The organism is Vibrio sp. H11 (genome assembly GCF_004804295.1).
GTDB classification, from domain to species: Bacteria; Pseudomonadota; Gammaproteobacteria; order Enterobacterales; family Vibrionaceae; genus Vibrio; species Vibrio ostreae.
Map to the genome: position 1 here is coordinate 405,848 of NZ_SSHN01000003.1, position 23,910 is coordinate 429,757.

General features: G+C 50.7%; 20 protein-coding genes. 9 read left to right on the plus strand and 11 right to left on the minus strand.

What is annotated here, in order from left to right; genetic code table 11:
* Window positions 1–74: 74 nt before the first annotated feature.
* On the minus strand, window positions 75–551 hold the full coding sequence (locus tag E6C74_RS06775; protein WP_136483924.1) for a CreA family protein: 477 nt from the start codon (window positions 549–551) through the stop codon (window positions 75–77).
* Window positions 552–787: 236 nt separating this feature from the next.
* Here E6C74_RS06775 and E6C74_RS06780 point away from each other — a divergent pair, with 236 nt between their 5' ends.
* The 3 genes from E6C74_RS06780 to cutA all read left to right on the plus strand — a co-directional run bounded on the left by E6C74_RS06780 (window position 788) and on the right by cutA (window position 2,634).
* Entirely contained in the window at window positions 788–1,297 is a 510-nt protein-coding gene (locus E6C74_RS06780) for a hypothetical protein (protein ID WP_136483925.1), read from the plus strand.
* A 162-nt stretch (window positions 1,298–1,459) separates the two neighbouring features.
* Window positions 1,460–2,143 carry an HAD-IA family hydrolase gene (locus E6C74_RS06785; RefSeq protein WP_136483926.1) on the plus strand — a complete coding sequence of 228 codons (684 nt, stop codon included), beginning with the start codon at window positions 1,460–1,462 and terminating at the stop codon, window positions 2,141–2,143.
* A gap of 167 nt (window positions 2,144–2,310) precedes the next feature.
* Window positions 2,311–2,634: a divalent-cation tolerance protein CutA gene (gene cutA, locus E6C74_RS06790; protein WP_136483927.1), complete on the plus strand. Its 324-nt coding sequence runs from the start codon at window positions 2,311–2,313 to the stop codon at window positions 2,632–2,634.
* A 27-nt stretch (window positions 2,635–2,661) separates the two neighbouring features.
* Here the strand turns inward: cutA and E6C74_RS06795 are convergent, their stop codons facing one another.
* Window positions 2,662–3,276 carry a DUF2238 domain-containing protein gene (locus E6C74_RS06795; RefSeq protein WP_136483928.1) on the minus strand — a complete coding sequence of 205 codons (615 nt, stop codon included), beginning with the start codon at window positions 3,274–3,276 and terminating at the stop codon, window positions 2,662–2,664.
* A 296-nt stretch (window positions 3,277–3,572) separates the two neighbouring features.
* On the opposite strand from E6C74_RS06795, the gene E6C74_RS06800 reads away from it, so the two are divergent.
* Both E6C74_RS06800 and E6C74_RS06805 read left to right on the plus strand, forming a co-directional pair.
* Complete coding sequence (locus E6C74_RS06800; protein ID WP_136483929.1) at window positions 3,573–4,412, plus strand: 2OG-Fe(II) oxygenase family protein; 840 nt, start codon at window positions 3,573–3,575, stop codon at window positions 4,410–4,412.
* A 176-nt stretch (window positions 4,413–4,588) separates the two neighbouring features.
* Entirely contained in the window at window positions 4,589–5,233 is a 645-nt protein-coding gene (locus tag E6C74_RS06805) for a DNA-J related domain-containing protein (RefSeq protein WP_136483930.1), read from the plus strand.
* A 149-nt stretch (window positions 5,234–5,382) separates the two neighbouring features.
* Here E6C74_RS06805 and E6C74_RS06810 read toward each other — a convergent pair whose 3' ends face one another.
* The 4 genes from E6C74_RS06810 to tesA all read right to left on the minus strand — a co-directional run bounded on the left by E6C74_RS06810 (window position 5,383) and on the right by tesA (window position 11,574).
* Window positions 5,383–7,035 carry an ABC-ATPase domain-containing protein gene (locus E6C74_RS06810; RefSeq protein WP_136483931.1) on the minus strand — a complete coding sequence of 551 codons (1,653 nt, stop codon included), beginning with the start codon at window positions 7,033–7,035 and terminating at the stop codon, window positions 5,383–5,385.
* Between the two features lie 123 nt (window positions 7,036–7,158).
* Window positions 7,159–9,120 (minus strand): bifunctional diguanylate cyclase/phosphodiesterase, encoded by a 1,962-nt coding sequence (locus tag E6C74_RS06815; protein ID WP_168796976.1) that lies wholly within the window; start codon window positions 9,118–9,120, stop codon window positions 7,159–7,161.
* 169 nt (window positions 9,121–9,289) lie between these two features.
* Window positions 9,290–10,486, minus strand: coding sequence for an enoyl-ACP reductase FabV (gene fabV / locus E6C74_RS06820; protein WP_136483933.1), 1,197 nt, complete (start codon window positions 10,484–10,486; stop codon window positions 9,290–9,292).
* Window positions 10,487–10,974: 488 nt separating this feature from the next.
* Window positions 10,975–11,574, minus strand: a complete 600-nt coding sequence (gene tesA, locus E6C74_RS06825) for a multifunctional acyl-CoA thioesterase I/protease I/lysophospholipase L1 (RefSeq protein ID WP_136483934.1) — start codon at window positions 11,572–11,574, stop codon at window positions 10,975–10,977.
* Here tesA and E6C74_RS06830 point away from each other — a divergent pair.
* The 3 genes from E6C74_RS06830 (at window position 11,573) to E6C74_RS06840 (ending at window position 16,489) form a co-directional block, all read left to right on the plus strand.
* Window positions 11,573–12,250 carry an ABC transporter ATP-binding protein gene (locus E6C74_RS06830; protein WP_136483935.1) on the plus strand — a complete coding sequence of 226 codons (678 nt, stop codon included), beginning with the start codon at window positions 11,573–11,575 and terminating at the stop codon, window positions 12,248–12,250. The two genes, tesA and E6C74_RS06830, sit on opposite strands and share 2 nt — an antisense overlap.
* A complete protein-coding gene (locus E6C74_RS06835) occupies window positions 12,247–14,688 on the plus strand; it encodes an ABC transporter permease (protein ID WP_136483936.1) in 2,442 nt (813 codons plus the stop codon). The genes E6C74_RS06830 and E6C74_RS06835 overlap by 4 nt, the downstream gene beginning before the upstream one ends.
* A 337-nt stretch (window positions 14,689–15,025) precedes the next feature.
* A complete protein-coding gene (locus tag E6C74_RS06840) occupies window positions 15,026–16,489 on the plus strand; it encodes an FAD-dependent oxidoreductase (protein ID WP_136483937.1) in 1,464 nt (487 codons plus the stop codon).
* 117 nt (window positions 16,490–16,606) lie between these two features.
* Here E6C74_RS06840 and E6C74_RS06845 read toward each other — a convergent pair whose 3' ends face one another.
* The 3 genes from E6C74_RS06845 to E6C74_RS06855 are packed head-to-tail and all read right to left on the minus strand — an operon-like array spanning window position 16,607 to window position 19,018.
* Complete coding sequence (locus E6C74_RS06845) at window positions 16,607–17,536, minus strand: biotin-dependent carboxyltransferase family protein (protein WP_136483938.1); 930 nt, start codon at window positions 17,534–17,536, stop codon at window positions 16,607–16,609.
* Complete coding sequence (locus E6C74_RS06850) at window positions 17,533–18,252, minus strand: allophanate hydrolase subunit 1 (RefSeq protein WP_136483939.1); 720 nt, start codon at window positions 18,250–18,252, stop codon at window positions 17,533–17,535. Before E6C74_RS06850 ends, E6C74_RS06845 begins: the two co-directional genes overlap by 4 nt.
* Window positions 18,253–18,283: 31 nt before the next feature.
* Window positions 18,284–19,018 carry a 5-oxoprolinase subunit PxpA gene (locus tag E6C74_RS06855; RefSeq protein ID WP_136483940.1) on the minus strand — a complete coding sequence of 245 codons (735 nt, stop codon included), beginning with the start codon at window positions 19,016–19,018 and terminating at the stop codon, window positions 18,284–18,286.
* A gap of 496 nt (window positions 19,019–19,514) precedes the next feature.
* On the opposite strand from E6C74_RS06855, the gene galE reads away from it, so the two are divergent.
* Window positions 19,515–20,531 carry a UDP-glucose 4-epimerase GalE gene (galE, locus tag E6C74_RS06860; protein WP_136483941.1) on the plus strand — a complete coding sequence of 339 codons (1,017 nt, stop codon included), beginning with the start codon at window positions 19,515–19,517 and terminating at the stop codon, window positions 20,529–20,531.
* Window positions 20,532–20,669: 138 nt separating this feature from the next.
* Here the strand turns inward: galE and E6C74_RS06865 are convergent, their stop codons facing one another.
* Entirely contained in the window at window positions 20,670–22,094 is a 1,425-nt protein-coding gene (locus E6C74_RS06865) for a methyl-accepting chemotaxis protein (RefSeq protein WP_136483942.1), read from the minus strand.
* Window positions 22,095–22,312: 218 nt separating this feature from the next.
* Complete coding sequence (locus E6C74_RS06870) at window positions 22,313–23,530, minus strand: aromatic amino acid transport family protein (protein ID WP_136483943.1); 1,218 nt, start codon at window positions 23,528–23,530, stop codon at window positions 22,313–22,315.
* Between the last annotated feature and the right edge of the window lie 380 nt (window positions 23,531–23,910).

The window sequence follows — 23,910 nt, forward strand, 5'->3', positions numbered from 1 at the left end:
TGATGCTTGTAATTTAATGGCGCCGTGGGTTACCGGTTTGTTTTTTACACCTGCTTATTGTATTTACATCTTGCTTATTGAGATGTCTCGGCCGGAAACGCATTGTAAGCTTTTGTTCCCCACAACGGCACGGTCGACAGGCTGTGCTTAAAGCTGCCTGAGGTCTCTTTGGTCGAGTAAGACACGTACATTAATGTCTGGGTTTGCTCATCGAAAATACGACGAATTTTCATCGTTTTGAAGAAGATACTTTTCGATTTGCGGAATACAACTTCGCCGGATTTGGATTTGTCGATCTGAGCAATCATTTCCGGGGTAATTTCTCCGGTCTGACGACAGGCAATCGATGAATCAGACGGGTCAGCCAGGCTCAAATCGGCTTCGATACTGGCGATGTGACAGGTGACACCTGGTACTAAAGGGTCAGTTAAATTATTGAGTTTAATGTCTTTTGTCGTGAACAGTCCCAGGCTGACATCACCGACTTCGGAACGGTCACAACCGGCTAATGCCAGAGCACACAGGGCAACCGCTGCTAATTTCTTGATCATATTACTATTCCAACTGTTTATGCTGGAAATATGATAGCAGCATGTGTTGAGAATGACAGAGCCATGTGGTGAGAATAGGGCGATGTTGTTATCTTTTCCGCAAGACCGAGGTTTTATGAAACACCAGCCTGAGTTGTGATAGACTGCAGCCTACGACGCTTCGCTTACTATCCCGCCATGTGTGAGATGATTGGCCAGCTTATGATGTATTGTCCTATAAAAAGAAGTAAGGTCTTATGATCCAGTCATCTCTTCCAATTGTTGATACCAAAAATCAATGGCTATGGAGCCAGGTAGACGTCGAATACCCGACAGCGGAAAGCCTGCAGGGGCGCTCGCTGTACCAGGCGCTGATTGAATCACGCCAGGTTGAAGAACTCAGCGTTTCCGCGTTGCAGCCCGATGTGGTGCTGGATGATATCTATTTGGTCGACTTTCATCGCCTGACGATTATGTTCGCACTTCTGCAAGCGACCCAGTTTGATTCCGAACAGCAACAAAACCTGTTGGTGGAGTTTTTTACTCAAATCATCTATTCACAACCGTGTTCGCTTTATCTTGGCTTTGCCAATGGGCAGCCAGCGGCAGCGGCGATAGTCACTGAGCAAGATAACCAGGTTCTTGTGTCGGATATCGTGGTGAAAAACGCGCAACCATTTGGTGCTGAAAAAGAATTTGCCCTGGCAGTGCTGGCAAAATGGCGTCAGGCACATGAGTTTAGTGGCCAGGTTTACTGGCAACGCTAGTCTGGTTGTATTTCAGCACCAAGACAGAGAATGATTCTGGACGGTTAAAAAGTGACCTTAGTTGCGAAATTGATTTTACAGTTGTGAGAGCGGTTTCATTTCCTTCAATCGATCATCTCTCCTTCACAGTCTGACGATACACTGCTTAAAAAAGGAGCGTATATGTCTGACAAAAAAACGAACTGCGTTATTTTCGACTGTGAAGGTACGTTGGTCGATAGTGAACGTCTGTGCTGTGAGGCATTAGTTAACATCTTCAACGACTTGGGGGTTGAACTCACATTTGATGATGTGGCCGCTCACTTCGCTGGTGGGAAAATTGCCGAAATTCTAAATTCCACCCTAGAACTGGTTGGGATGAGTGCCGACCTGACCCTGCTCGAGTCACGTTATCGCCGTGCCGTTAAACGTCTGTTGATTCGCGAATTGCAGCCAATGGAAGGTGCAGTGCATTTGCTCGACACCCTCAGACACCATCAGGTTGAGTTTTGCGTTGCTTCAAACGCGCCACCCAAACGTATTGAATTTGCCCTTAAACTGGCGGGATTACTGCCTTATTTCGAGGGGCGTATTTTCTCTGCTTTCGAAGCCAACAGCTGGAAACCGGAGCCGGACCTGATCCGTTACTGCGCGATGAATATGGGATTCAGACTGGACGAGTGTGTTTACGTTGATGATACCGCCAAAGGGGTGGAAGCGGGGGTTCTGGCTGGCGTCACTACCTATCAGTTGCAACCGCTCAACCAGCGTAACCGTACCACTTATCAGCAAGTGGTGATTCTGGACAAAATTGATAACCTGTCGCAATTTGTTGTTCCGTCGGAACGTTTATCCGGAGCTCGCTAGTCACTTTTAGCTGGATCTCACGGTTAAACCTTACGGAGATCTCACAATGAAAGAATGGTAGGACAGACGATAACAAGTCGGTATATGCTTGATATTATGTCAGTATCCGTTCTCAAGATAGCAGATCGTCAGGCAAGATAACAGAGCGACCGATAAAGGAGGGATTTATGGACAGCCAGGCATTTTGTATCGTTTTGACCACCACCAATCGTCAGGAAAATGCCCTGCAGATTACCCAGAGCCTACTTTCCAAGCAGTTAGCTGCTTGCGTGCAGAGTATGCCGATTCAAAGTCACTATATGTGGAACGATGAGGTGTGTTGTGATGATGAAATCTTGCTGGTGATCAAAACCCGAAAAGCGTGCTATGCCGAGTTAGAGCGGGAACTGGCAACGCTGCACTCCTATGAGGTGCCGCAGATTGTCCAGGTACCGATAGTGGAAGGGTTTCACCCTTACCTGGCCTGGATTGAGCACAACACTCCCCGCTGAGCAGCTTCATCCAGGCCAGCGCCGGGTTTAATCGAAACGTTTTGGCTGCCGTGCCGATTGCCAGCTGAGGATCAACAGGGCGGTCAGTGCGCCCAGGGTATCGCACAGCATGTCTTTTTGTGCATCCCAGATATCACCTTGAGAACCCAAAAACGCAATGCCGTCTTCTCCACCGGCCAGGTCCGCGTACCACCATTCGATGATTTCATAACCTGCAGCGATACTCATAATACAAAATAGGCCAAACATGCCGGCAATCCAGGCGTTGGTCAGTTTTTTGCGGATCAGATATTCGGCGATCGGGTAGGCATACAGGCCAATTGCAAAATGAGCAACGCGATCAAAGTTGTTACGTTCTGAGCCGATTAGGTGATTAAACCAGTCAAACGGTACGTCGGCAAAGGTGTATTTGGCTCCTATGGTATGCAAGGTCAGCCAGACAAACATCAGCAGGTAGGCGGTTTTACTGAGTCTTTGGTGAGCGGAGGTCCACCATATCCCTGCCAGAATCAGCATCACCGGGACAATTTCCGCAATCCATACTGAGCGTGATGATGGCGCGATGGCAGAAAACAGGAACACCAGGGCGTAAGCCAGACTGAGGCCAATTAAACTTTTCGGGAAAGAAGGGCTGTCACTCATCTGTTTTTATCATCCTTGTTAGTTAGCTGTTATCATGGTGCCATTTTAATGAACACTGTACAATTGTCTGCGCTGGAAATTTGGTCAGAGTCGCGTAAACTTTTTTCAACTCAGCTAAAGTTCAATATATAATCAGCCGGGCCAAAAATAACCAATTTGCTTGAAAACAGCGAAATTCGCCCAAACTTGCCCGATTTAAGGCGCAAGTTCCGATTAACGTTTGCTTTACAGCACAGTGGCTCTTAAAATCGCGCGCTTATCGTTACACACAGATGCAAACAACAAAAAGTAAAGTTATGAAACTGGAAACTATCGATTATCTGGCACCAGATGCCCCGGAGCAGTTCGTACAGTCACTGCGCAATACCGGATTTGGAGTTCTTAAAAACCATCCGATCCCGAAAGAGTTGGTTGAGTCTATCTACCGTAACTGGTATCAATTTTTTACTTCAGAACGTAAGAATGAGTTCCAGTTTAATGTCGACACCCAGGATGGTTATTTTCCGCCATCGGTTTCAGAGGTCGCTAAGGGTCAAACCGTTAAAGACATCAAGGAATACTTCCATGTTTATCCGTGGGGACAGATTCCGCAAGAACTGAAAGACGAAATTCTTGATTACTACCAGCGTGCGAATGAATTTGCTTCCACTCTGCTGGCCTGGGTGGAAGAGCATGCTCCGGCGGATGTACAACAACGTTTTTCGGTTGCGCTATCGGAAATGATCCGCAGTAGTGAGAAAACACTGTTGCGCGTGCTGCATTACCCGCCAATGAGTGGTGCAGAGGAGCCGGGGGCGATTCGCGCTGCCGCGCATGAAGACATCAACCTGCTGACAGTGCTGCCGGCTTCGAACGAGCCAGGCCTGCAGGTGAAAGGCCGTGACGGTGAATGGATCGATGTGCCTTGTGATTTTGGTAACCTGATCATCAATATCGGTGACATGTTGCAGGAAGCGTCCGGCGGTTACTTTCCGTCCACGACACACCGCGTTATTAATCCGACCGGTGAGCGCCAGACTCAATCGCGTATTTCACTGCCGCTGTTTCTGCATCCTAAGCCGGATGTCGTGCTGTCTGAGCGTTATACGGCGCACAGCTATTTGATGGAGCGTCTGCGCGAGCTCGGTGTTATCTGACCTCGAGCCACCCTACTAAAGTCAATCTGAGGCCAGCATTACGCTGGCTTTTTTGTGTCAGAGATTGATCAGAAAAAGAGCTGAGTCCAAAAACTGACACACAGTCAGCGGAGGTTGCTCGACAAATTGCAGTGTATAGATTTGAATTAAAGCAGAGTTTGCTGAATGAGCTAATTATGTCTGATACACAATCGCTGAGTGCGGGCTTCCAGACTTATATGGAAAACCCGCTGCTATGGCCTATTTTGGAAGTGCTGAAACGTCAACCGTCCGGTTGGAAGGTCCATACTCTGGCGGCCCATCTCAGCGAGTTGGAGCTGGTTCCGGTTCTGGATGAAGCACCAGATAAGGATCTGTTTAAACGCAATTTTCTCATCATGAATGCCTTGTACCAGTTGCAGGAAATCCTCTACCCGAAAAAGTGGCTGCAAGTGGAGGCGATGGACATTGTTCTGATGGCGAATTTTCAGCATGCTAGCCATGTGATTGATGCCGAAGAGCCCCTGCGTGATTACTACACCCGTTGGGAGCATTACGAAGCGAGTGAGGGCGAGGTTAAACGCCTGCTTAACGAGTTCTGGACCCGTTACCGCCGCTTTGTGGGGGGCGATAATCTGCAAAGTCTGGAACGCAGTGACGCTCTGCGCCTGTTTGAACTGCAGGCCGATGCGAGTGCGATTGAGATCCGTAAGACCTGGCGCAAACTGGCCCTGCGCTGGCATCCGGACCGTGATAACGGTGATGCCGAGCGTTTTCGTGTCTTGTGTGCGGCGTGGAATGTGCTGCGTCAGGATGATGAATCGCCTCACAAATCAATATAAGCGCCAATAAATAAAGGCTCGCGAATGTTCACTTCGCGAGCCTTATGTTTTTTGCTTTGTTACTTAAGCTCTTTGCAGTATCAGTTCTTCTGACAATGCTCCGATAAGTCTGGATGTGCGAGGGTTAACAGAGCCTTAGAATTAAAGAATTAACAGGCTTTAAACTGGGATTTACGCATCCGGTTTAGTGCGGCCATCGCGTCCACAATACGTGGCTTCGCCAGATCGCCATGATTCGGCATCACGACGTGCCACTGCTCACTCAGCATGGCTTCCATATCTTTGGCCGGGTTCTTCGACCAGCCTGGCAGTTGTGCCAGTTGGAACCACAACCAGCCGATAGCATGCACCTGAGCGGATGACTCAAGCTGATCCAGTGCGGTCAGATCCGCAAATTCTTTACCAAAGCGCAGTGAATCAACCCCTTTCGCCGCGACACGGAATTTACCATCAGCCAGAATTTTCTGCAGCGCGGCACGATTCAAACTGCGTGGCGCAAAGGTTGCTAGTGGACTTTCTGATTCATTACGACGTTCGCTCGGGTGCTGAGCAATCACCTGACGGGCTTTTTCGGTTACGTCCACGGCCTGGTAGTCGTGCATCTGAATCACGCTATCTGCCACGTCCAGATAATCGCCGGAGCCGCCCATTACGATCAGAGTTGAGATATCGAGGTCATTGCGCAGCTGACCGATGCGGTCAACTAATGGCGTAATCGGCTCATCACCTTTACTGACCAGCGCCTGCATACGTTCATCGCGAATCATAAAGTTGGTGGCTGAGGTGTCTTCGTCAATCAGTAGGGTGCTTGCGCCAGCTTCAATTGATTCCTGCAGCCAGGCTGCTTGTGACGTCGAACCAGACGCATCCTGAGTGCTGAAATCTGTCGTGCTTTTACCCATCGGCAGATGGTTGATGTAGTTAGCCAGGTTGAGGCTGTGTACGCAGCGACCGTCTTCGGCGCGGATTTTAACCGCATTGGCATCGGTCACGATACGCTCACGACCATCGCCGGGGATATGGTTGTAAATCGCACGTTCCAGCGCAGTCAGCAACGTTGATTTGCCGTGAAAACCACCACCCACAATCAGGGTAATGCCTTTACGAATACCCAATCCGGTCAATGGACCCTGGTTTGGTGTATCAAGTGTCACGCTCAGCGATGACGGCGCGCTAAACGCAACCGCATCTTTCATTGGTAAATCACAGTTACCGGCAACGCGGGGCAGGATACTGCCATTGGCGACAAAGGCGACCAGGCCATGCTCGGTAAGTTGAGCGCGAAGCGCATCCTGATCTTCCACGACTTCACAGTGATGAATGAGTGCTGCTTTGTCCAGTTCACGTTCCAGTGTGGCGCGTCGAATGAACTTTGGCAGGTGGAAGGTGAGAATATTGAGTGCTTTCTTGGCGAGAATGTTGCGGCCTTCAGCTGGCATGTGCATGCGAAAACGCAGTTCGATGCCCTGATCGTTAAACAATACGGCGGTGTTATCCAGCACGGTCTGACCGGTCAGAGCTATTGACAGTGCATTCTCTTGTTTGGCCAGTTCGGCGAAAGTACGCGCGATAAAGTCACGGGCGGCAATTTGGTATGACGCCGATTTTTCGCGCAGCCATTCCAGGCCGGTCAGTGACCAGGCGCGGGTGGCACGCAAACGAGACGCAGAAGCATATGGATCAGACTGAATATGGTCGATGTACAGAGTGAAATCACCAAAATCATATTGGCCTTTAATTTGCTGATATGCCCGATAGTTCTGTTTTTCGAGTTTTTTCAGATTAGCAGTTAATACATCCATCTCGTTTGGTCGCTCGTTGAGAAAGAGAAAGGGGGGCGATTATAGGAAGCTGTGTCCTGTGAGTAAAGGCATGATGATGCTTAATCATCGTCACGCCTGTAAGTTGTCCGCTGCGGGCAGATTTTATTTGGCAATCGACTCACGCTGATTAAACATGACCAGTTCAAACTCCTCGGCGGTGAGTGGCTGCGCATACAAAGCGCCTTGAGCGACATCACAGCCCTCTGCGCTAAAAAAAGCCTCCTGATCCGAGTGGTCAATCCCTTCCAGAGCGATTTGCAGCCCGAGTTTTTTGGCGATATGAATAACGGAACGCAGGGTGGATGGGTCACCACGATCTGAGGAGAGCTGGCGCATAAAGTGTTTATCGAGCTTAATGCCATCGAAAGGCAGCATTTTAAGTTGATGAAAAGAGGTAGGCCCGGAACCAAACTCGCTTAAGGTCAGATGAATCCCCATATCGTGCAGGCTGCTCAGCGTATTGCGCAGGGTGACGTCATCACCCTGTAGCGCGTGCTCCGGTATTTCCAGTTCGATATGGATGGCGGATAGATCATGAGCATTAAGCAGCGCTTCGATTTGCCAGGCGAGCTGGCCATTTTCCATCTGTTGTGCTGACAACGGAATGGCGATGGTCAACTGGCTGAACTGACTATACCAGCGACTCGCTGTCTCTATGGCCTGACGCAGAATAAAGTTACCCAGTTCGGCACCCAGGCCGTTTTGTCTGGCAATCAGCATCAGGCTATCGTGGCGGATGTCACCAAGTTGCGGATGTTTCCAGCGCAGCTGTGGTTGGGCGCCGACCCAAAGGCGCGATTTGGGTTGTACCTTAGGCGCAAACAGCATGACAATTTCGTCCCCCTGCAGCGCCTGCTGCAGGGAGCCTGAGAATGCATTGCCCGGACTGAACGTCTGTTCTGTCGCCGATGAGTGGTAGTGAAAACCATAGCCAGAGTTTTTACACACCAGCATGGCGCCATGCGCATGCTCAAGCAGGGCGTGCACATCACGGCTGTCGAGGCTGGTAGCAATACCGACGTAGGCATGCAGATGAAATCGTTGATGCTGCCACTCCCATTCCGACTGGTGCAGATTGAGCAGTTGATGGCACAAGGTGTTGAGATGATAGCTGAGATGTGAAGAGGCGATCAGCAATACCAGATCGGTTGCACTGGGGCGAGCGATGGTCAGGTTAAGTTCCGGCTTCGACTCAATGTGTCTGGCATACAGGCGCAAAATCTGCTCCCAGGCCTGATAGCCAAAGCGCGCTTGTAAGTGACGGCCATTGGCAAAACCAAGATGCAACACTGCTATTTCTGCATTGATGTCCGCCGCCAGGAGGCGCTCGAGTTGATTTTCCAACCCCTGCTGATTAAAAAAGCCGGTGCCGGCATCGTGCAAATGTTGATGTACTAATAATTGCTCCGCGGCCTGGCGCTTATCGATTTCCTGATTGAGGGAATAATTGAGTGCGGCAAGATCCTGGGTACGACTTTGTAAACGCGTTTGCAGCTCCTCGTTTTCTCGCTGCAGTGAGTGTTGTTGCCACAGGCTGTGCAGGTGAGTTTCAATCGTGCGTCGCAAGCCATTCAGTAGCTGCAAGTAGTGGTTGTACGCCAGCGTGGCGTTATCAGACGATTCTTTATCATCATGCAATAACTTCGCCGCCGATAATTCGGATAGATAGGATAATTCAGGTAAACAGGATAATTCAGGTAAACAGATAGCCCCGAACGTTTCTCCGTCAGGCCAGCACAACGTCAGAACGGCAGATGGTGCGTAATTGGTGCCCGACCGTTTTGTATCTCCGGAGGCAAACCATGCCATATGTGACGCCTCTTCCGATGGTGATAAGTGGGCGGTCTGACGGCTTGCGGCCTTCACTCTGTTCTCTTTGCTGGCCCTGTTATCGGCCAGGCTACGGCTGTTACTGCAACTGCATATGTGATGACTGAGCGATGGGCCGAGCGTTATCATTGCGGGTGATACGTTGGCAAAATCCGCCAACTGACTGATGAGAGTCTGCCATCCATTGAGAATTTGGTCTGAAACCAAAGGTTTTGGGGAGGTTACTTTCGACATAAACGCCATCCTTAGCAAGTCGATAAAGAGTGAGCGCTCCGAGCTCTGTAATCATGCGGCTACTGGTTTGAGTATAAGAAGAACTGGTGGGGATAGACAAAAAAAGTCCCGACAAAGGGTCGGGATCTTCACATATTGACGTTAATTAAAATAAATCTGGCACTGCAGACTAGATAAATGCTTTAAAGGGTTCTAAGTCGACATCGGCACTGTAATCAATGTTGTCAAATCCAAAACCATTCAATCGCAGAAACTCCGCTTTGAAACCGGCATAATCGCCGATTTGTTGGAAGTTGTGTCCGTTCATTTCGCTGAGCAGTTGGCGGACTTTTCCCTGGGTATCAGGATTGAGTTCCCAGTCATCCATCCGCACCAGACGCTCGCTATCAACCGGAACCTTGTTCTGACCATACAGCTTATCGCTGAACAGGCGCTGCATCTGTTCGATACACCCTTCGTGGGTCTGTTTCGCTTTCATCACCCGATACAGGGCCAGAATATAAGGGCTGAGTCCGGGAATAAACACACTGGCTTTGGTGACCAGAGCTTTACACACAGTGGCATACGCTGCGCCGTCAAAATTGGCCAGTTTCAGGTTAAGAGAGTGGCTGGTCTGATGCAGGTCGACTTTAGCCCGGCCCAGCGTACCATCAAGGTAAATTGGATGGGTGACTTCCGGTCCGACATAAGAGAAGGCGATGGTTTTACAACCCGGAGCCACAGATTCGTTGTTGATCAGGGTATCAATCCAGCTTTCCCAGTCTTCGCCGCCCATCACCCTTAGTGTGCTGTCGATTTCTTCCTGACTGGCCGGTTCCAGAGTGGCATCCACCCATTGATCGTTTTCCAGCAAAATAGTCGAACCGGATACCGGCTCGCCAATCGGCTTAATCGCTGAGTGCCAAAACTGATCACTGCCTGGCCGACGACGCATACCGCTGGCGATGCTGTAAATCACCAAATCCACTTCACCTTCAAAGTAGGTTTCGATCGCTTCGATGACCTGAGTGCGCACGTCGGCGGAAAACACATCGCCATTGATATTGACGGCGGTGCGACCTTCCCGTTCCGCGTATTCAGTAAAGTACAGGTTGTTATAAAAACCTGCACTGCCAACGCCTTTTTCTGAAGGCCCGCGTTCAAAAGAGACCCCGATGGTGTCTGCTTTTGCACCACCAAACGTCAACGCGATACGTGCTGCGAGTCCAAAACCAGAGGAAGCACCAAGGATCAGTACCCGTTTGGGTCCGCCAGTGATCGGTTTTGCGGATTTAACGTACTGAATTTGTTGTAATACGGCTTGTTCACAACCGTAAGGATGAGCGGTGCGAGCTACCACTCCCTGGATAACAGGCTCAATGCGCATGGAGAATTACCTTTTTAATTAAAGTAGGGTAAGTCGTTACATTATCGTAAAGCTGGGTAAAGTTTATTGAGCTAGACCATTAAAAGGGGGGATTTTAACTCAGAGAACGCCTCTTCAACCGCTATCCAGGATTGAATGGGTTCTGAACCAGAATGGGTGAAAACGCGCTATGTTTTTAAAGCTGGAGCAGGTTTTTAAAAGCGGTAGCAAAGCTCTAAAAGCGGTAGCCGGGTTTTAAAAGTCTTAGCAGGCTGAGCGTTGACAGCAGATGCCGCTGATACCACCAGGCTGGCTATAATAAAACAGGAAGCAGATTGAGTGCGGCCCGCCTCCTGTTGTTGTGTTTTTAAGTGCGGTTCGGTTTTTAAGTGCGGTTCTGTTGCTCATGACTGTTCGTTTTAAAAACATAATGTTGGTTTAATTTTGAGCAAGTGCAACCGCTCTTAAGTAAACATTTCGGCAAGGGCTCTTTCAGTCAAAGGAGCTATCTAGAGCAACGGAGAAAGCTGTTCTGCCATAAAGCCAGCGATCCAGGGCTGTGCTTCAGGCTTAGGATGTAAGCCGTCGTTCATCATCCAGTCTGGCTTGACGATCACTTGTTCGAGGAAAAAAGGGATCAAAGGCACGGATTTCTCATCCGATAACGCCGGATAGAGCTGGGCAATCGCGTTACTGTAGCGCTGACCGTAGTTAGGCGGGATGCGGATCTGCATCAGGATAACCTGGCTGTCGGTTGCTTTGATTTGGTCAATCATGGCACGCAGGTTGTTTTCAACCACATTAGGCGGAAAGCCGCGCAGGCCGTCATTCGCACCAAGTTCAATCAGCACAGTGTCGGGTTGGTGCTGCTTGAGCAGCGCGGGCAGACGGGCCAGGCCATTGCCTGTGGTATCGCCGGAAATGCTGCCGTTAATGACTGAAACACTTTTGCCTTTTTCCTCGAGCGCACCACCGAGTAGACTGGGCCAGGCTTGCTCAATCGGCATTTGATAGCCCGCGCTCAAACTGTCACCGAGAACCAGTAAGGTTTGACTGTTTGCGCCGGCCGAAAACAGTAGAATCAGAATTAAGGAAAATCGTCGAATCATGCAAACACCTGTCATTTCAGCTCAATCATTATCCAAAGTAGTCTCCACCAATCAGGAGCAATTAACAATCCTTAAAGAAGTGAATCTGCAGATTCATCAGGGAGAAAGTGTCGCTATTGTCGGTACTTCGGGGGCGGGTAAATCGACGCTGATGACCCTGCTTGCTGGCTTAGACACTCCGAGTGGAGGAGAAGTTCACTTGCTCGGGCAGGCTCTTTCTGCCCTGGATGACGAAGCGCGGGCCGCGATTCGCAGTGAATCGGTCGGGTTTGTTTTTCAAAGTTTCCTTCTCATCCCCAGCCTGACTGCGCTGGAAAATGTCACTCTGCCTTGCCTACTCAAAGGCGAGGCAGAAGACAAAGAACGTGCGACGGCATTACTCGCGTCGGTCGGGCTGGAACATCGTATTCACCATTCGCCTGGTCAGTTATCCGGCGGTGAGCAGCAGCGGGTCGCCCTAGCACGGGCGTTTATGATTGGCCCGCAAGTGCTGTTTGCTGATGAGCCGACCGGCAACCTGGATCAGGAAACTGCAGCGAAAGTGATTGATCTGCTGTTTGATCTCAATAGTGAGCATGGCACCACACTGATCCTGGTGACGCATGACCCGAAACTGGCGGCACGTTGTCAGCGTCGTTTCCATATGCAGGCAGGAATGTTGGAGGAACGCACATGAATCATGACTCGGCCCCGGCGCTCAATCGCCGTCTCATTCGCTGGAGCCTCAGCGAAATTCGCCACGGTCAGTTGTGGCCGATTTCGGTCGCGCTGACCCTGATCATTGCCTGTGTGTTCGCTCTGACAGCCTTGGCCAGCCGGATGGAGCAAGTGGTCGTCAAACAGGGTAAAGATGCCCTCACGGCCGACAGCGTGTTTGTGTCGGCCAACCCGATACCGGAGTCTTTAACCCAGCTTACGCAGCAGCAAGCCATTGCTACCTCAAGTATGACCCGTTTTCGTACTATGGCATTCAGTGACAACAGTATGCAGCTGATTACGGTTAAAGCGGTGGACAGCCAGTATCCGCTGCGCGGTGAAATGCAACTGTCAGACGGTACGCAGACTTATTCACAGGTTCAACCAGGCCAAATCTGGCTTGATGAACGTATTTTCTCTCAGCTTGGCGTTGAGATTGGCGATCAGATTACGGTGGGTGACGCGGACTTCATTGTCAACGGGCGCATTGTTGAAGAGCCGGGCCTGAGCTTTAACCCGTTTCAGCAAATGCCATCTGCTTTTATTCATCAGCAGGATGTCGGGCGCACCGGCGCCTTGCAACTGGGCAGTCGGGTCCGTTTCAGTTTATTTATCAATGCAGAGCCCCAGCAGGTTGAACAGCTCAAATCTGCCGTCGAACTCTCACCCAGTGATCGCTGGCTTGACCAGAATAGCGCAAGTCGTACTAATGAGGTGTTTGAACGAACGGAACAATATTTGTCGCTGACGGTGGCGATTGTGATCATCATGGCGGCCACGACCCTGGTGCTGACTTGTCAACACTATGTCTCAACCCGGATTCGCACTATTGCAATGCTCAAAAGTCTGGGGGCGAGTAAACACTGGATTCGACGCTGGTTGTCGCTGCAGGTGCTGATGCTGCTCGCGTTTGCTTCGGTGATGGGCATTGTGATTGGTATCGGTCTGGAATATCTGCTTCGGGTTCCGCTGGTGGATTTATTACCTAATCCGTTGCCAGGCTATGGGATTACCCCGGCGCTGGTGGCTCTGGTTTCGAGTGTGTTGATTGCGGTGCCTGCGTTGGGTATCCCGCTCGGACATTTGCTCAGTGTCAGCGCGGTCAGTGTGATGCAACCGGCCCAAAAGCAGAGCCGTAAACGCTGGAATCTCGCTCTGATTCTGGTGCCCTTAGTGCCGATGGTATTGGTTTACTGGCAAAACCGTCTGGTGTGGATAGTTCTGGCCGGTATTGTGGTGTTGTTTGCCGTCCTTGCGGTGCTGAGTATCGCGATTACGCGTCTGCTGGCCAGGCTACCTCTCAATACTTCAATGAAGCTGGCATTAAGCCGTATTAACCGCTCCGGCACGGCGACAGGGATCCAATTTGGTGCTCTGGCTCTGTCTCTGATGTTGTTGGCGGTAATATGGCTGGTGCGCACTGATTTGTTGTCTGACTGGCGCAGAACTCTGCCACCGGATGCGCCGAATGCGTTTGCGCTTAACATCGCCGAGTATGAAAAGGATGCATATCTTGCGACTCTGGATGAAGCTGGGATTGCACGTTCGCAGGCGTTTCCTATCATTCGTGGCCGTCTGACTGAAATTAACGGCACCGATGCCAAGGCGCAGACTCAGGGCGAAGAAGGTTCCGATGCACTGCGTCGTGAGCTCAACTTTACCTGGGGTGACAGCCTGCCTGAGTACAATGAGGTGCTGTCCGGCCAGTGGACCAAGACCAATGGTGTTTCGGTTGAAGAGGATGTGGCGCGCGATCTGGGACTTAAGATCGGGGATACCCTGACGTTTGTTATTAACAGTCAGCGGTTTGATGCGGTGGTGAATACCATTCGCCATGTGGAGTGGCGCGATATGAAGCCCAACTTCTATTTTATCTTCACGCCGGATGTAATGCGTGACATTGCCGGCAGCTGGCTAGTCAGTTTTCGGGTGGAAGCAAAAAATGACCCACTACTCAACCAGCTGTCACGTAGCCATCCAACGGTCAGTCTGCTTGATATTCGCTCTATGGGGGCCAAGATACAGGATTTGCTGACTCAGATCGTTTGGTCGATTACCGTGTTGGCAGCGTTGGGGGTTGTGGCGGGGATCCTGTTGATCTTCACGCTCTTGCGGCTCAGTTTGAGTCAGCGCCAGCAGGAGATTCAGCTTTATCGCACACTAGGGGCCAGTCGCAGGCGGGTTACACGTACCATTTGGGCTGAATATGGCCTGATGGCGCTGATTGCCGGTCTGGTTGCCAGCCTCAGCGCCGACATTGTCGTCGCCAGTGTGATGAAATTTGGCTTTGAGCTGACGCCGTCGGTGCATTTTATGCTTTGGCTGATGCTTCCGGTTATCACGTTTTGCACATTGGCGCTGGTGGTCAGCAGTCTGATCAAGCGGCTGTTAGTCCCTATAAATAAAGCGTTTAATTAAAACCGAATCAGCTGAACAGGTGAGTTATCCACAAAAACAGTGGATAAAGTTTGGGATAACTCGACCTGTTAATAACTGGTCTTTTCGTGCCAGCCTTGTGGGCCGGAGGATCCCGCCAATGCGTTATACACAAGGGGGTGAAAATTGGTTTTTCGCAATTATCAGTCAAGCATTTTTTTTCATTTTTTTGTCTTGATTTGTTCATGAAGTGATCTAAGCGCCTAAATGCACATACAATGGGAGGTGGTTATGAAAGGTATTGTTTTTACGTGCTAAGACCGCGTAAAAAATGTGATTTTCATAGCGTTTTACAACCATTAGAATAAGCAGTGAATGAATGACAATCGGCAGTGAAATGTTACAAGTATCCGAAAATAGCGTGTCACCCAGCGTTGCCATTATCGGTGGTGGTGTTGCGGGGGCTACCGCAGCAGTACATATGAGCGAGCTAGGGCTTGATGTATTGCTGATGGAAAAAGGTCCGGGGCTGGTCAACGGTCCGCCTATCTGTCACTTACATGCTGGTGGCAACCTGTATCGAGAGATCTCTTTACAGCAGTGCATTGAACTGTTGCGTCAGTCGATAGATACCGTGCGCCTTTATCCGCATACGCTCAATAAACGTCCTACCGTGATAGCCGTGCCGCATTCTGATCCCGGTGTGCCGGATGATATCCTGCCGCGTCTGGGAGTGATTCAACGCGCTTATCAACAACTGGTGGATGAAGATGAACGCAATCGGGTACTGGGTTCTCCGGCCGAGTACTATCAGACATTTATGCGCGAGGATCTTGATCGCCTTGCCAAGCTGACTCAACCCGAGCAACCGGGTACGATTGAAGAGTGGCTGATCCCGTTTGCCCAGCACACCGATCTGGATACGCTTAAATATCCGGTGATCGCAGTACAGGAGTATGGCTGGAGTGTTTTTCGTCTTGCTGCCAGCGCGGAGTTGGTACTCGAGGCGCTGCCAAACTGCCGGGTACTGGCCCGTTCAACTCTGGTAGCGTGCGATTTTGTCGACAATCAATGGCAACTGACCTATCTGGATGAGCAGGGCAAAACCCGCTATGCGGCCTGCGATTATCTGGTCAATGCCTGTGGTTTCGAAACAGGTAAGCTGGACGATATGGCGCGTCAGCAGCGTCAGCGTCTGGTTGAGTTTAAGGCTGCTTATGTCACTCAGTGGCCGCAATGTCAGCAGGCCTGGCCGGAAGTTATCTTCCATGGCCCGCGTGGCACGCCGCAGGGGATGGCTCAGCTGACGCCATACGCCGATGGTGTGTTCCAGCTGCATGGCATGACACAGGGCATTACCTTGTTCGATGACGGTCTGGTTGCCTCAAACGAAACCTCTTCCCAGCCAGAATTACCTCAACATCTGGAAAACAAAATTACCCGCGGCTGGCAGCCGGAAGCGACTCAGGAACGGACTCAGCGTGCGATTGTACATATGAGTCAGTTTATTCCTGACTTCGCTCGTGCGGAAGTGGGCGGTAAGCCTCTGTTTGGCGCGCAGCAAATTCCGGGTGATGATGCCACACTGCGTGCTGCGGATGTGACCTTTGCCGGCCAGCATTACGCGCGTATCGAGGTCGTGAAAGGCTCTTCTGCGTTAGAAGCGGCAGAGAAAATCGTTGCAACCTGGAATTTAGTGAAGGCGAATCAGACTGGTTCGATTGAAGATTTGCATCCGGTCAGTATGAGACTGACGGCTGAGCAGGTTGAACGGAAAGCTCTCCAACTGGCTGATGAACGCGGTTATCCGCGCGCGCTGGCTAAGGTTGTTGGTAGTGCTTAATCAGTCGTTAAATTGGTTTGCATGGAAAAAAGCCCTGATTATTCAGGGCTTTTTTGTTCTCTGTCGTGGACGGGAACCCGTAGGAGCACGACTGCTATTAAAGAGTTGTCGAAAAGACTAATAGCCGAAAAAGCGCGCCCACTGGCACCATACTTCCTGTAAGCCTTCCAAATCACCTTTGACAAAACGTACGCTCTGGCCGGGTTTGGCCTGAGCCAGTCTCGGTAAATCGATCTTCGCGACACATCCGATTTTCGGATACCCCCCGATGGTTTGGCGGTCGTTGAGTAACACGATCGGCTGGCCGTCCGGCGGGATTTGCACCGAGCCCAGAGCGATACCTTCTGATAAAATCGGCTCTTGTGGTGGCGTGACAGCCGGGCCGGTAAGACGATATCCCATACGATCGGCATGCTGACTCACAGTGAAAGTACGGGTGAAAAAGGTATGGCGCGCCGCGTCACTGAAGGTCTCATTCTGGTAACTTTCAATCACCCGCAGGCGCAGTGGCAGATTGTAATCCGGTTTAAGGCGAAACGTCATCTGCAACGGTTTATTATCCAGCGTATGGGGGGCGAAATGCAGTTTATCGCCAGCCTGCAGTGGCTGACCATTGTGATGTAATCCGCCCAAGCTCTCTTTGGTGACGGTAGCAACGCTGCCCAGGTGAGGCTCGACATGAAAACCGCCGCGTACCGCCAGATAGGCGCGCAGGCCGTTTTTCGGCAAGGCAAACTTGATACGCTGACCTTTACGTGCGCTGAACGTACACCAGTTTGTCAGCGGTACGCCATCCAGCGTTGCAGCCAGATCACCGCCAGTGATGGCGAGCTGGCAAGCATGACCGATTTTAAATTCCGCTTGTCCCAGGGTGATTTCCAGAACCGGAACATTGACCGGATTGCCAAGCAGGTGATTGGCCCAGCTGTAAGCGTAATCGTCTACCGGACCGGATTGAGTAATGCCAAGGTGACTGAGACCAAAGCGGCCAAAGTCCTGAATCAGGCTGAGCTGGCCGGGTTTAATGGCTGTGATAAAACCGCTCATGATGTGCGTCCCCACTGAAATTGTTCTGGGCTAATTTCTCCCCCCAGATCGAGAAACTCTTCGCGGCTGATGGCGCGAAATTTGACCCGGGTTCCGATTTCCCAAAGCACCATAGGTGAGTGGTCGGGTGTAAACAGTGGCTGCGGGCAGTTGCCGATGATGTTCCAGCCACCGGGGGAGGCATTCGGATAGACCGCGGTCTGATGTTCCGCGATGGCAACACTGCCTTTGGGTAAGCTGAGGCGAGGTGAGGAATGGCGCGAGCGGCGCAAAGGCGCTGCTACTTCGGTCATAAAGGCGAAACCAGGCGCAAAGCCAATGGCTCCCACGGTATATGTAGGCTCGGTATGCAGGGTAATCACTTGCTCAAGTTCCAGCCCCTGCTGCTGATAAAGGGCAAGATCGGGGCCGACGTCCGGATGGTAGTACACGGGCAGCTCGACGATCTCCCCGAGGCTGTTTTCCTGGCTAACCGCTTTATCGATACAGACAATCACTCTTTTTAAAAAGTGTTTGCTGGCGATACGGTAGGGTAGATAGTCGATTAAGATGGTTGTGTAAGATGGGGTGACGTTCATGATGTAGTCACCCAGCGCCAAACGGATTCGTCTGGCGATGTCGCCGATCACCAGCGAAAGCGCGGCACTGGATTCGTTACCAAAACGAATCAGCAGGCTGCTTTCGGCGACCGGTTCAATGGAATAGTTGAGTTGCAATTGAAAATCCTTTTTCGTTTGATGACCCGGCTTATAACAGATCCCGAATTCTGGCTATCAAGCCAATGGCCTCATCGTTATCGCCGTGCACACATATTGTGTCTGCTTCAATCGGAACGACAAAACCGTCGGCGCTGGTTACCTTGCCGTAATGGGCGATCTGCTGTACCTGACCGAGGATGTCATCTTCATTTTTCAGCACGGCATTAGGCATTGAACGGGGAGTCAGTGTCCCGTTTGCTAAATAAGTCCGGTCTGCGAAGGCTTCAAACAGCAGCGGGACATCGTAACGGTCGGCAATATCCAGATAGTCCTGGTTATTGGATGAAGCCAAGATCATCAGCGGCAGATTAAAGCAGGACACGGCATCGACTACGGCGCGAAAAATGCTTTGGTCGCGCATCATGTCGTTGTAAAGCGCGCCATGTGGTTTGACATAACCAAGCTCGGCATTTTTGCTCTCACACAGTGCTTTCAAAGCTCCAATCTGATAGATCAGCAGTTCGCAGATTTCTTCTTCATTAAAGGCCATGGAACGGCGCCCGAAACCTTGTAAATCCGGATAGCCGGGATGGGCACCGATCATGACATCGTGCTGTAACGCGAGATCGATAGTTTTGCTCATCACATGCGGATCTGAGGCATGAAAGCCGCAGGCAATATTGGCCATATCCACATAAGGCATTACCTGGTCATCGGCCCCCATAGTCCAGGCTCCGAAGCTCTCGCCCATATCACAATTGAGTTTGATTGTTCGTTTCGTCACCGGTTTACTGTCCTTGAGGGTTAAAGGATGAATTTTACAGAGCACAGCATTATACGCATTGCTCGTTTTATGCTTGCTGTCTTTGCTTGTTCACAGTTTGTGCATACTCTTTTCTATGCGCCACCTAATCAGCTTAGGCAATTTTGCCTGGAGTGATGCAGCTCTGGCGGAGTTTTTGCCTGGCGATGGCTGGCTTAGCATCTGAGGCTAAAAGAGCGATAGATTCTAGTGTGCTGTTTCTTCAGGCTTTGTCTACATTTTTTTAGTCAAGATCAGCAACATTGAATGAATATTGGATTGACACAATGTCAGGCAGCTTCCTCCGGCGGTCACAAAAACAGTGCTGCCAAATCAGCTGAGTAGCATCATCGCGCTTATTGCTTGTGGTGGCAGAGTTTGGCTTGACTTGCCCCGCTTTGGGTAAAAATCGCAGATTGTTAAATGATCTCAGTAACTAATGTCGCTACAATATGCGCAAACGCAAAGGAGGCTAGTGATGAAGGTTTTAGTAACAGGCGGGATGGGGTACATAGGTAGCCACACCTGTATTCAGATGATAGAAGCGGGAATGACGCCGGTCATTCTCGATAACCTGTACAACAGCAAATCGAGCGTTCTGGCACGAATTGAAAAAGTGACCGGTGTGCAGCCGCAGTTTGTGCAGGGCGACATTCGCGACAAAGCGTTGCTGGTTGAACTGATGCAACACCACCAGATTGAATCGGTTATTCACTTTGCCGGATTGAAGGCGGTCGGTGAATCGGTACAAAAGCCGTTGGAATACTATGATAATAATGTTAACGGCACCCTGGTACTGGTGGATGCAATGCGTGAAGCCGGCGTGAAATCTCTGGTTTTCAGCTCTTCTGCTACCGTGTATGGCGATCCGGCCAGCGTGCCAATTACGGAAGATTTTCCGACCAGCGCGACCAACCCCTATGGGCGCAGTAAACTGATGGTGGAAGAGTGTCTGACGGATTTTCAGGCTGCGAACCCGGACTGGAGCATTACGCTGCTGCGTTACTTTAACCCGGTCGGCTCTCATCCGTCAGGTGAACTGGGTGAAGACCCGCAAGGTATTCCCAACAATCTGATGCCATTTGTGTCCCAGGTTGCAGTTGGACGGCGTGAATTCTTGTCGGTATTTGGCAGCGATTATCCAACTAAAGATGGCACTGGTGTCCGTGACTATATCCATGTGATGGATTTGGCTGATGGTCATATCGCCGCACTGCAACGGGTTGGCGCAAAAGCCGGTCTGCATATTTATAATCTGGGCACGGGTAATGGTTACAGTGTGCTGGAGATGGTGAAAGCCTTTGAACAGGCATCGCAAAAGCCCGTTCCTTATCAATTGGTTGCACGTCGCCCGGGTGATATTGCGGAGTGTTGGGCTGACCCAACCAAGGCGCAGCAGGAGTTGGGCTGGCAGGCTAAACGTAGCCTGGAAGAGATGACCACCGACACCTGGCGCTGGCAGTCAGCGAACCCGCAGGGCTATCCGGACGCATAATTTGGTGCTTTTATCCGAGTGGTAATAAAAAGCCGGTCAGTTCACTGAACTGACCGGCTTTTTTGTCAGACTGTATCTAACATAAGCAGAGGTGCCGCTTGTGGGCCAGCCATTACCGAACCATTCGCAGCATGCTCATCAGTTGGTGTGATAACGAGCCAGGATTTTACTCAGGTTTTCGGTTGCCTGAGCGATGCTGGCAATACCGGCTGACGACTGCTGCGCTACGCTGCGGATCGCGTTGGACTGGCTGCGGATATCACTCAGTTCTGCGGCGATGCCATTGGCAACCGAACTCTGCTCTTCAGCTGAAGTCGAGATTTGAATACTCATATCATTAATGCGTTGGGCCGAATCGGCAATCTGGTTGATATCCTGGCCGATATCTGCGACCAGATCACTGCTGCTTTGCGCCTGGGAGACGGTTTGCTGCGTCATATCGGCGATGTTTCTGCTTTCAGCCTGCAGTTTTTCTATCATCGACTGAATTTCAACCGTCGCCTTTTGCGTGCGTCCTGCCAGCGTGCGGACTTCGTCCGCAACGACGGCAAAGCCACGTCCTTGCTCACCGGCGCGCGCCGCTTCAATGGCCGCATTCAGCGCCAGCAGGTTGGTCTGTTCTGAAATCGCATTAATCGCAGTGATGACTTCGTTAATCTGAATCGCGTTTTCGTTCAGCGTGGTCACCGAAGAGGAAGTCTGCGAAATGAAATGTGATAGTTGGTTGATTTCATTAATGGCCTGCTCGACACGTTGGCGGCTGCTATCGACCTGCAGTGCGTCTTGCTCAGCCTGTTGTGTCGCTTGCTGTGAAATCCCCGACACCTCCTGAGCAGAAGCGGTCATTTCTTCCATCGCCGTGGCTGCAGAATCGAGGGAGGCGTATTGCTGGTGGATCTGGGATTCACTCTCTTTCATCTCACGGGCAAAAGCAGTCGAACTCTCACGCAGAGTTGCTGAGTTGCCCTTTACCGTCACCACCAGATCGGTCAGGGTATCCATCGCGTTATCGAGTGCGCAGCCAATGGTGCCGAATTCATCACGTCCCGGATAAAAGCCCAGGCGAGAAGTCAAATCACCGTCCGCAATCTTAAGCGTGGTGGTGTAAAGCACCCACAGCGCCCCGCCGATAAACGTTGCCACCCAATAAGTAAATATCGCAAACGGGATGGCCCACAGATAAGTCAGAGCAAAAGAGGTCATTGCAGCAGAGCGGGTTGCCGCTTCCTGAGCAGAAAAGTCTTCTGACAATGCGAAAATACCACCGTTTTGCGCTTGCGCCGTAGCGGTCACTTTACCGCTTAAGTATGAGGTTGGGGACAATGTACTGCGGCTTTGTAAACCCGGCAGCGTATTCACGTCACCGTGACTCAGCATACCCTGTAATTTATATTCAACCGCCTGTTTCGATTGGGTTTCGAATTGGTCGAGAGTGTCAACATAACGCAGAGCGGCCAGGCTGGATATGGCAGCGATAAACAGGGCAAAGATGACCCACATTTTGTCGTTGATGGACATCTTGATAAACACGCGGTCAATCGTCCTGAATTGAACTTCTTTCATGGTTACTCCGATGCAGATGAAAGTACGCTTAAACTCTGCACATCGTACCTGTTAACTTGCGGTTCATTGCATAAATTCATGCAATGTATGTTATTGAAATGTCATAATTGAGACTTATGTCATATTTATTGGCGTATAAAAAAAGGTGGCCTGCATAGGTCACCCTTTGTGGTGTTTTTCATCGTTCAGAGTGAACGATGAAAAACTTGTGAAATGGTTCAGCCAAGTGCAGGCAAGATTCCGAAGGTGATCATCAGCTGCGCCCCAATGATCACAACGCCGACGACGCCTGTCAGCATTAGAGCTGGAGTGCCACCCATGACCTGGTAATACTCTTGATCCGAGGTTTGACGGCGAACGCGCACGACCATGCTCAGTGGCAGGAAAATCGCCAGAACTGCCAGCGCGATAGCTGCGTAACCCAGAGCCATGATAAAACCCTGCGGGTAAAACAGCGCGAACATCAGCGGCGGAATAAAGGTGATCAGAGCGGCGGTAACGCGCTTGATCGTGCCACTTTTGTACGCACTTTTCTTATTGATGGAGTCGCCCATGAATTCAAACAGGCCCAGACTCACACCAAGGAAAGAAGTCAGCAGAGCCAAATCAGCAAATACCCCGATAACGCTGCTCAGATTCGATTGATGAACTGTCTGCGCCAGAGTACCAATCAGAGCACTCAGGCCAGCGTTTTCGACCAAATCAGGTTGGCTGACCACACCCAGAGTCACGATTTGCCAGAAGACGTAAATGAGCAGTGGGATGGCTGACCCCACCACGATCGCTTTGCGCAATGATGGTGTGTGCCCATCCAGGTAGTTGACGATGGCCGGAATACTGCCGTGAAAACCGAATGAGGTGAAAATAACCGGAATTGACGCGATCACCAGACCTTGTCCCAGCGGCATGCTCAGCAGGTAAGATTCCGAAACATTCGGTGCCAGAAAGCTCAGTACCATCACCATAGTCACCATTTTACCGGTAAATAGCAGGCGGTTTACTTTGTCGACCGTGCCAGTGCCAATGGTTACAACGGCTGCAACAAGCAGAGTAAACAGCAGCGTACCTGCCGTGCCGCTAACCTGGATACCAGCCAGCTCTGAGATTCGGCTGCTAAACTGTGCGCCGCCCCCGGCAATGTATGCTGCGCAAAGTGCGTAGAAAAGGAACAGCATAGCGAACGTGGCGATCCATTTACCTTTGGTACCGAGGATCTGTTTGGCCAGGGTGTGAAGCGTAGCACTTTTATCTGCATATTGGTGAATTTCCACCATCAGCAAGGCGGTAAATGCCATCAGGGCCCACAGGGCGAACATGATCATCAGAGAGGTTGAAAAACCGATTCCAGCCGATGCCAGCGGCAGAGCCAGCATCCCGGCTCCAATCGTGGTGCCGGCGATAATCAAAGTACTGCCAAAAAGCTTTGATTTCATCATAGTGTAAATATTCTTATACAGTTGTTGTGGTTGCATAGTGCGTTGTGCGAATAATGAACGCTAATAACTGCCATATTCGCTAGATTTTGGCTATTTTGTAGCAGGAATAAGGTTTGGTCAATGCGTTTGTAAAAATAAAAATCCAAAACCGTAAATAATTTCGTACATCTGTCGAAGCCAAGATAATGATCGGTGAAAGAGTGGAGTGTGCGAACAACCTATGATAAACATCATACTTTACTGCAAAATGACTTTCGGTTTTCATTCGGGCGTCATATAAACGGTATAAAATGGAATCTGGTCGCCCAGGGTGGGCAGGCCTGAACAAAAAGAAGGAGGTCAACAATGAGTGACCAATCAACACAGCAAGAAGAGAGTCT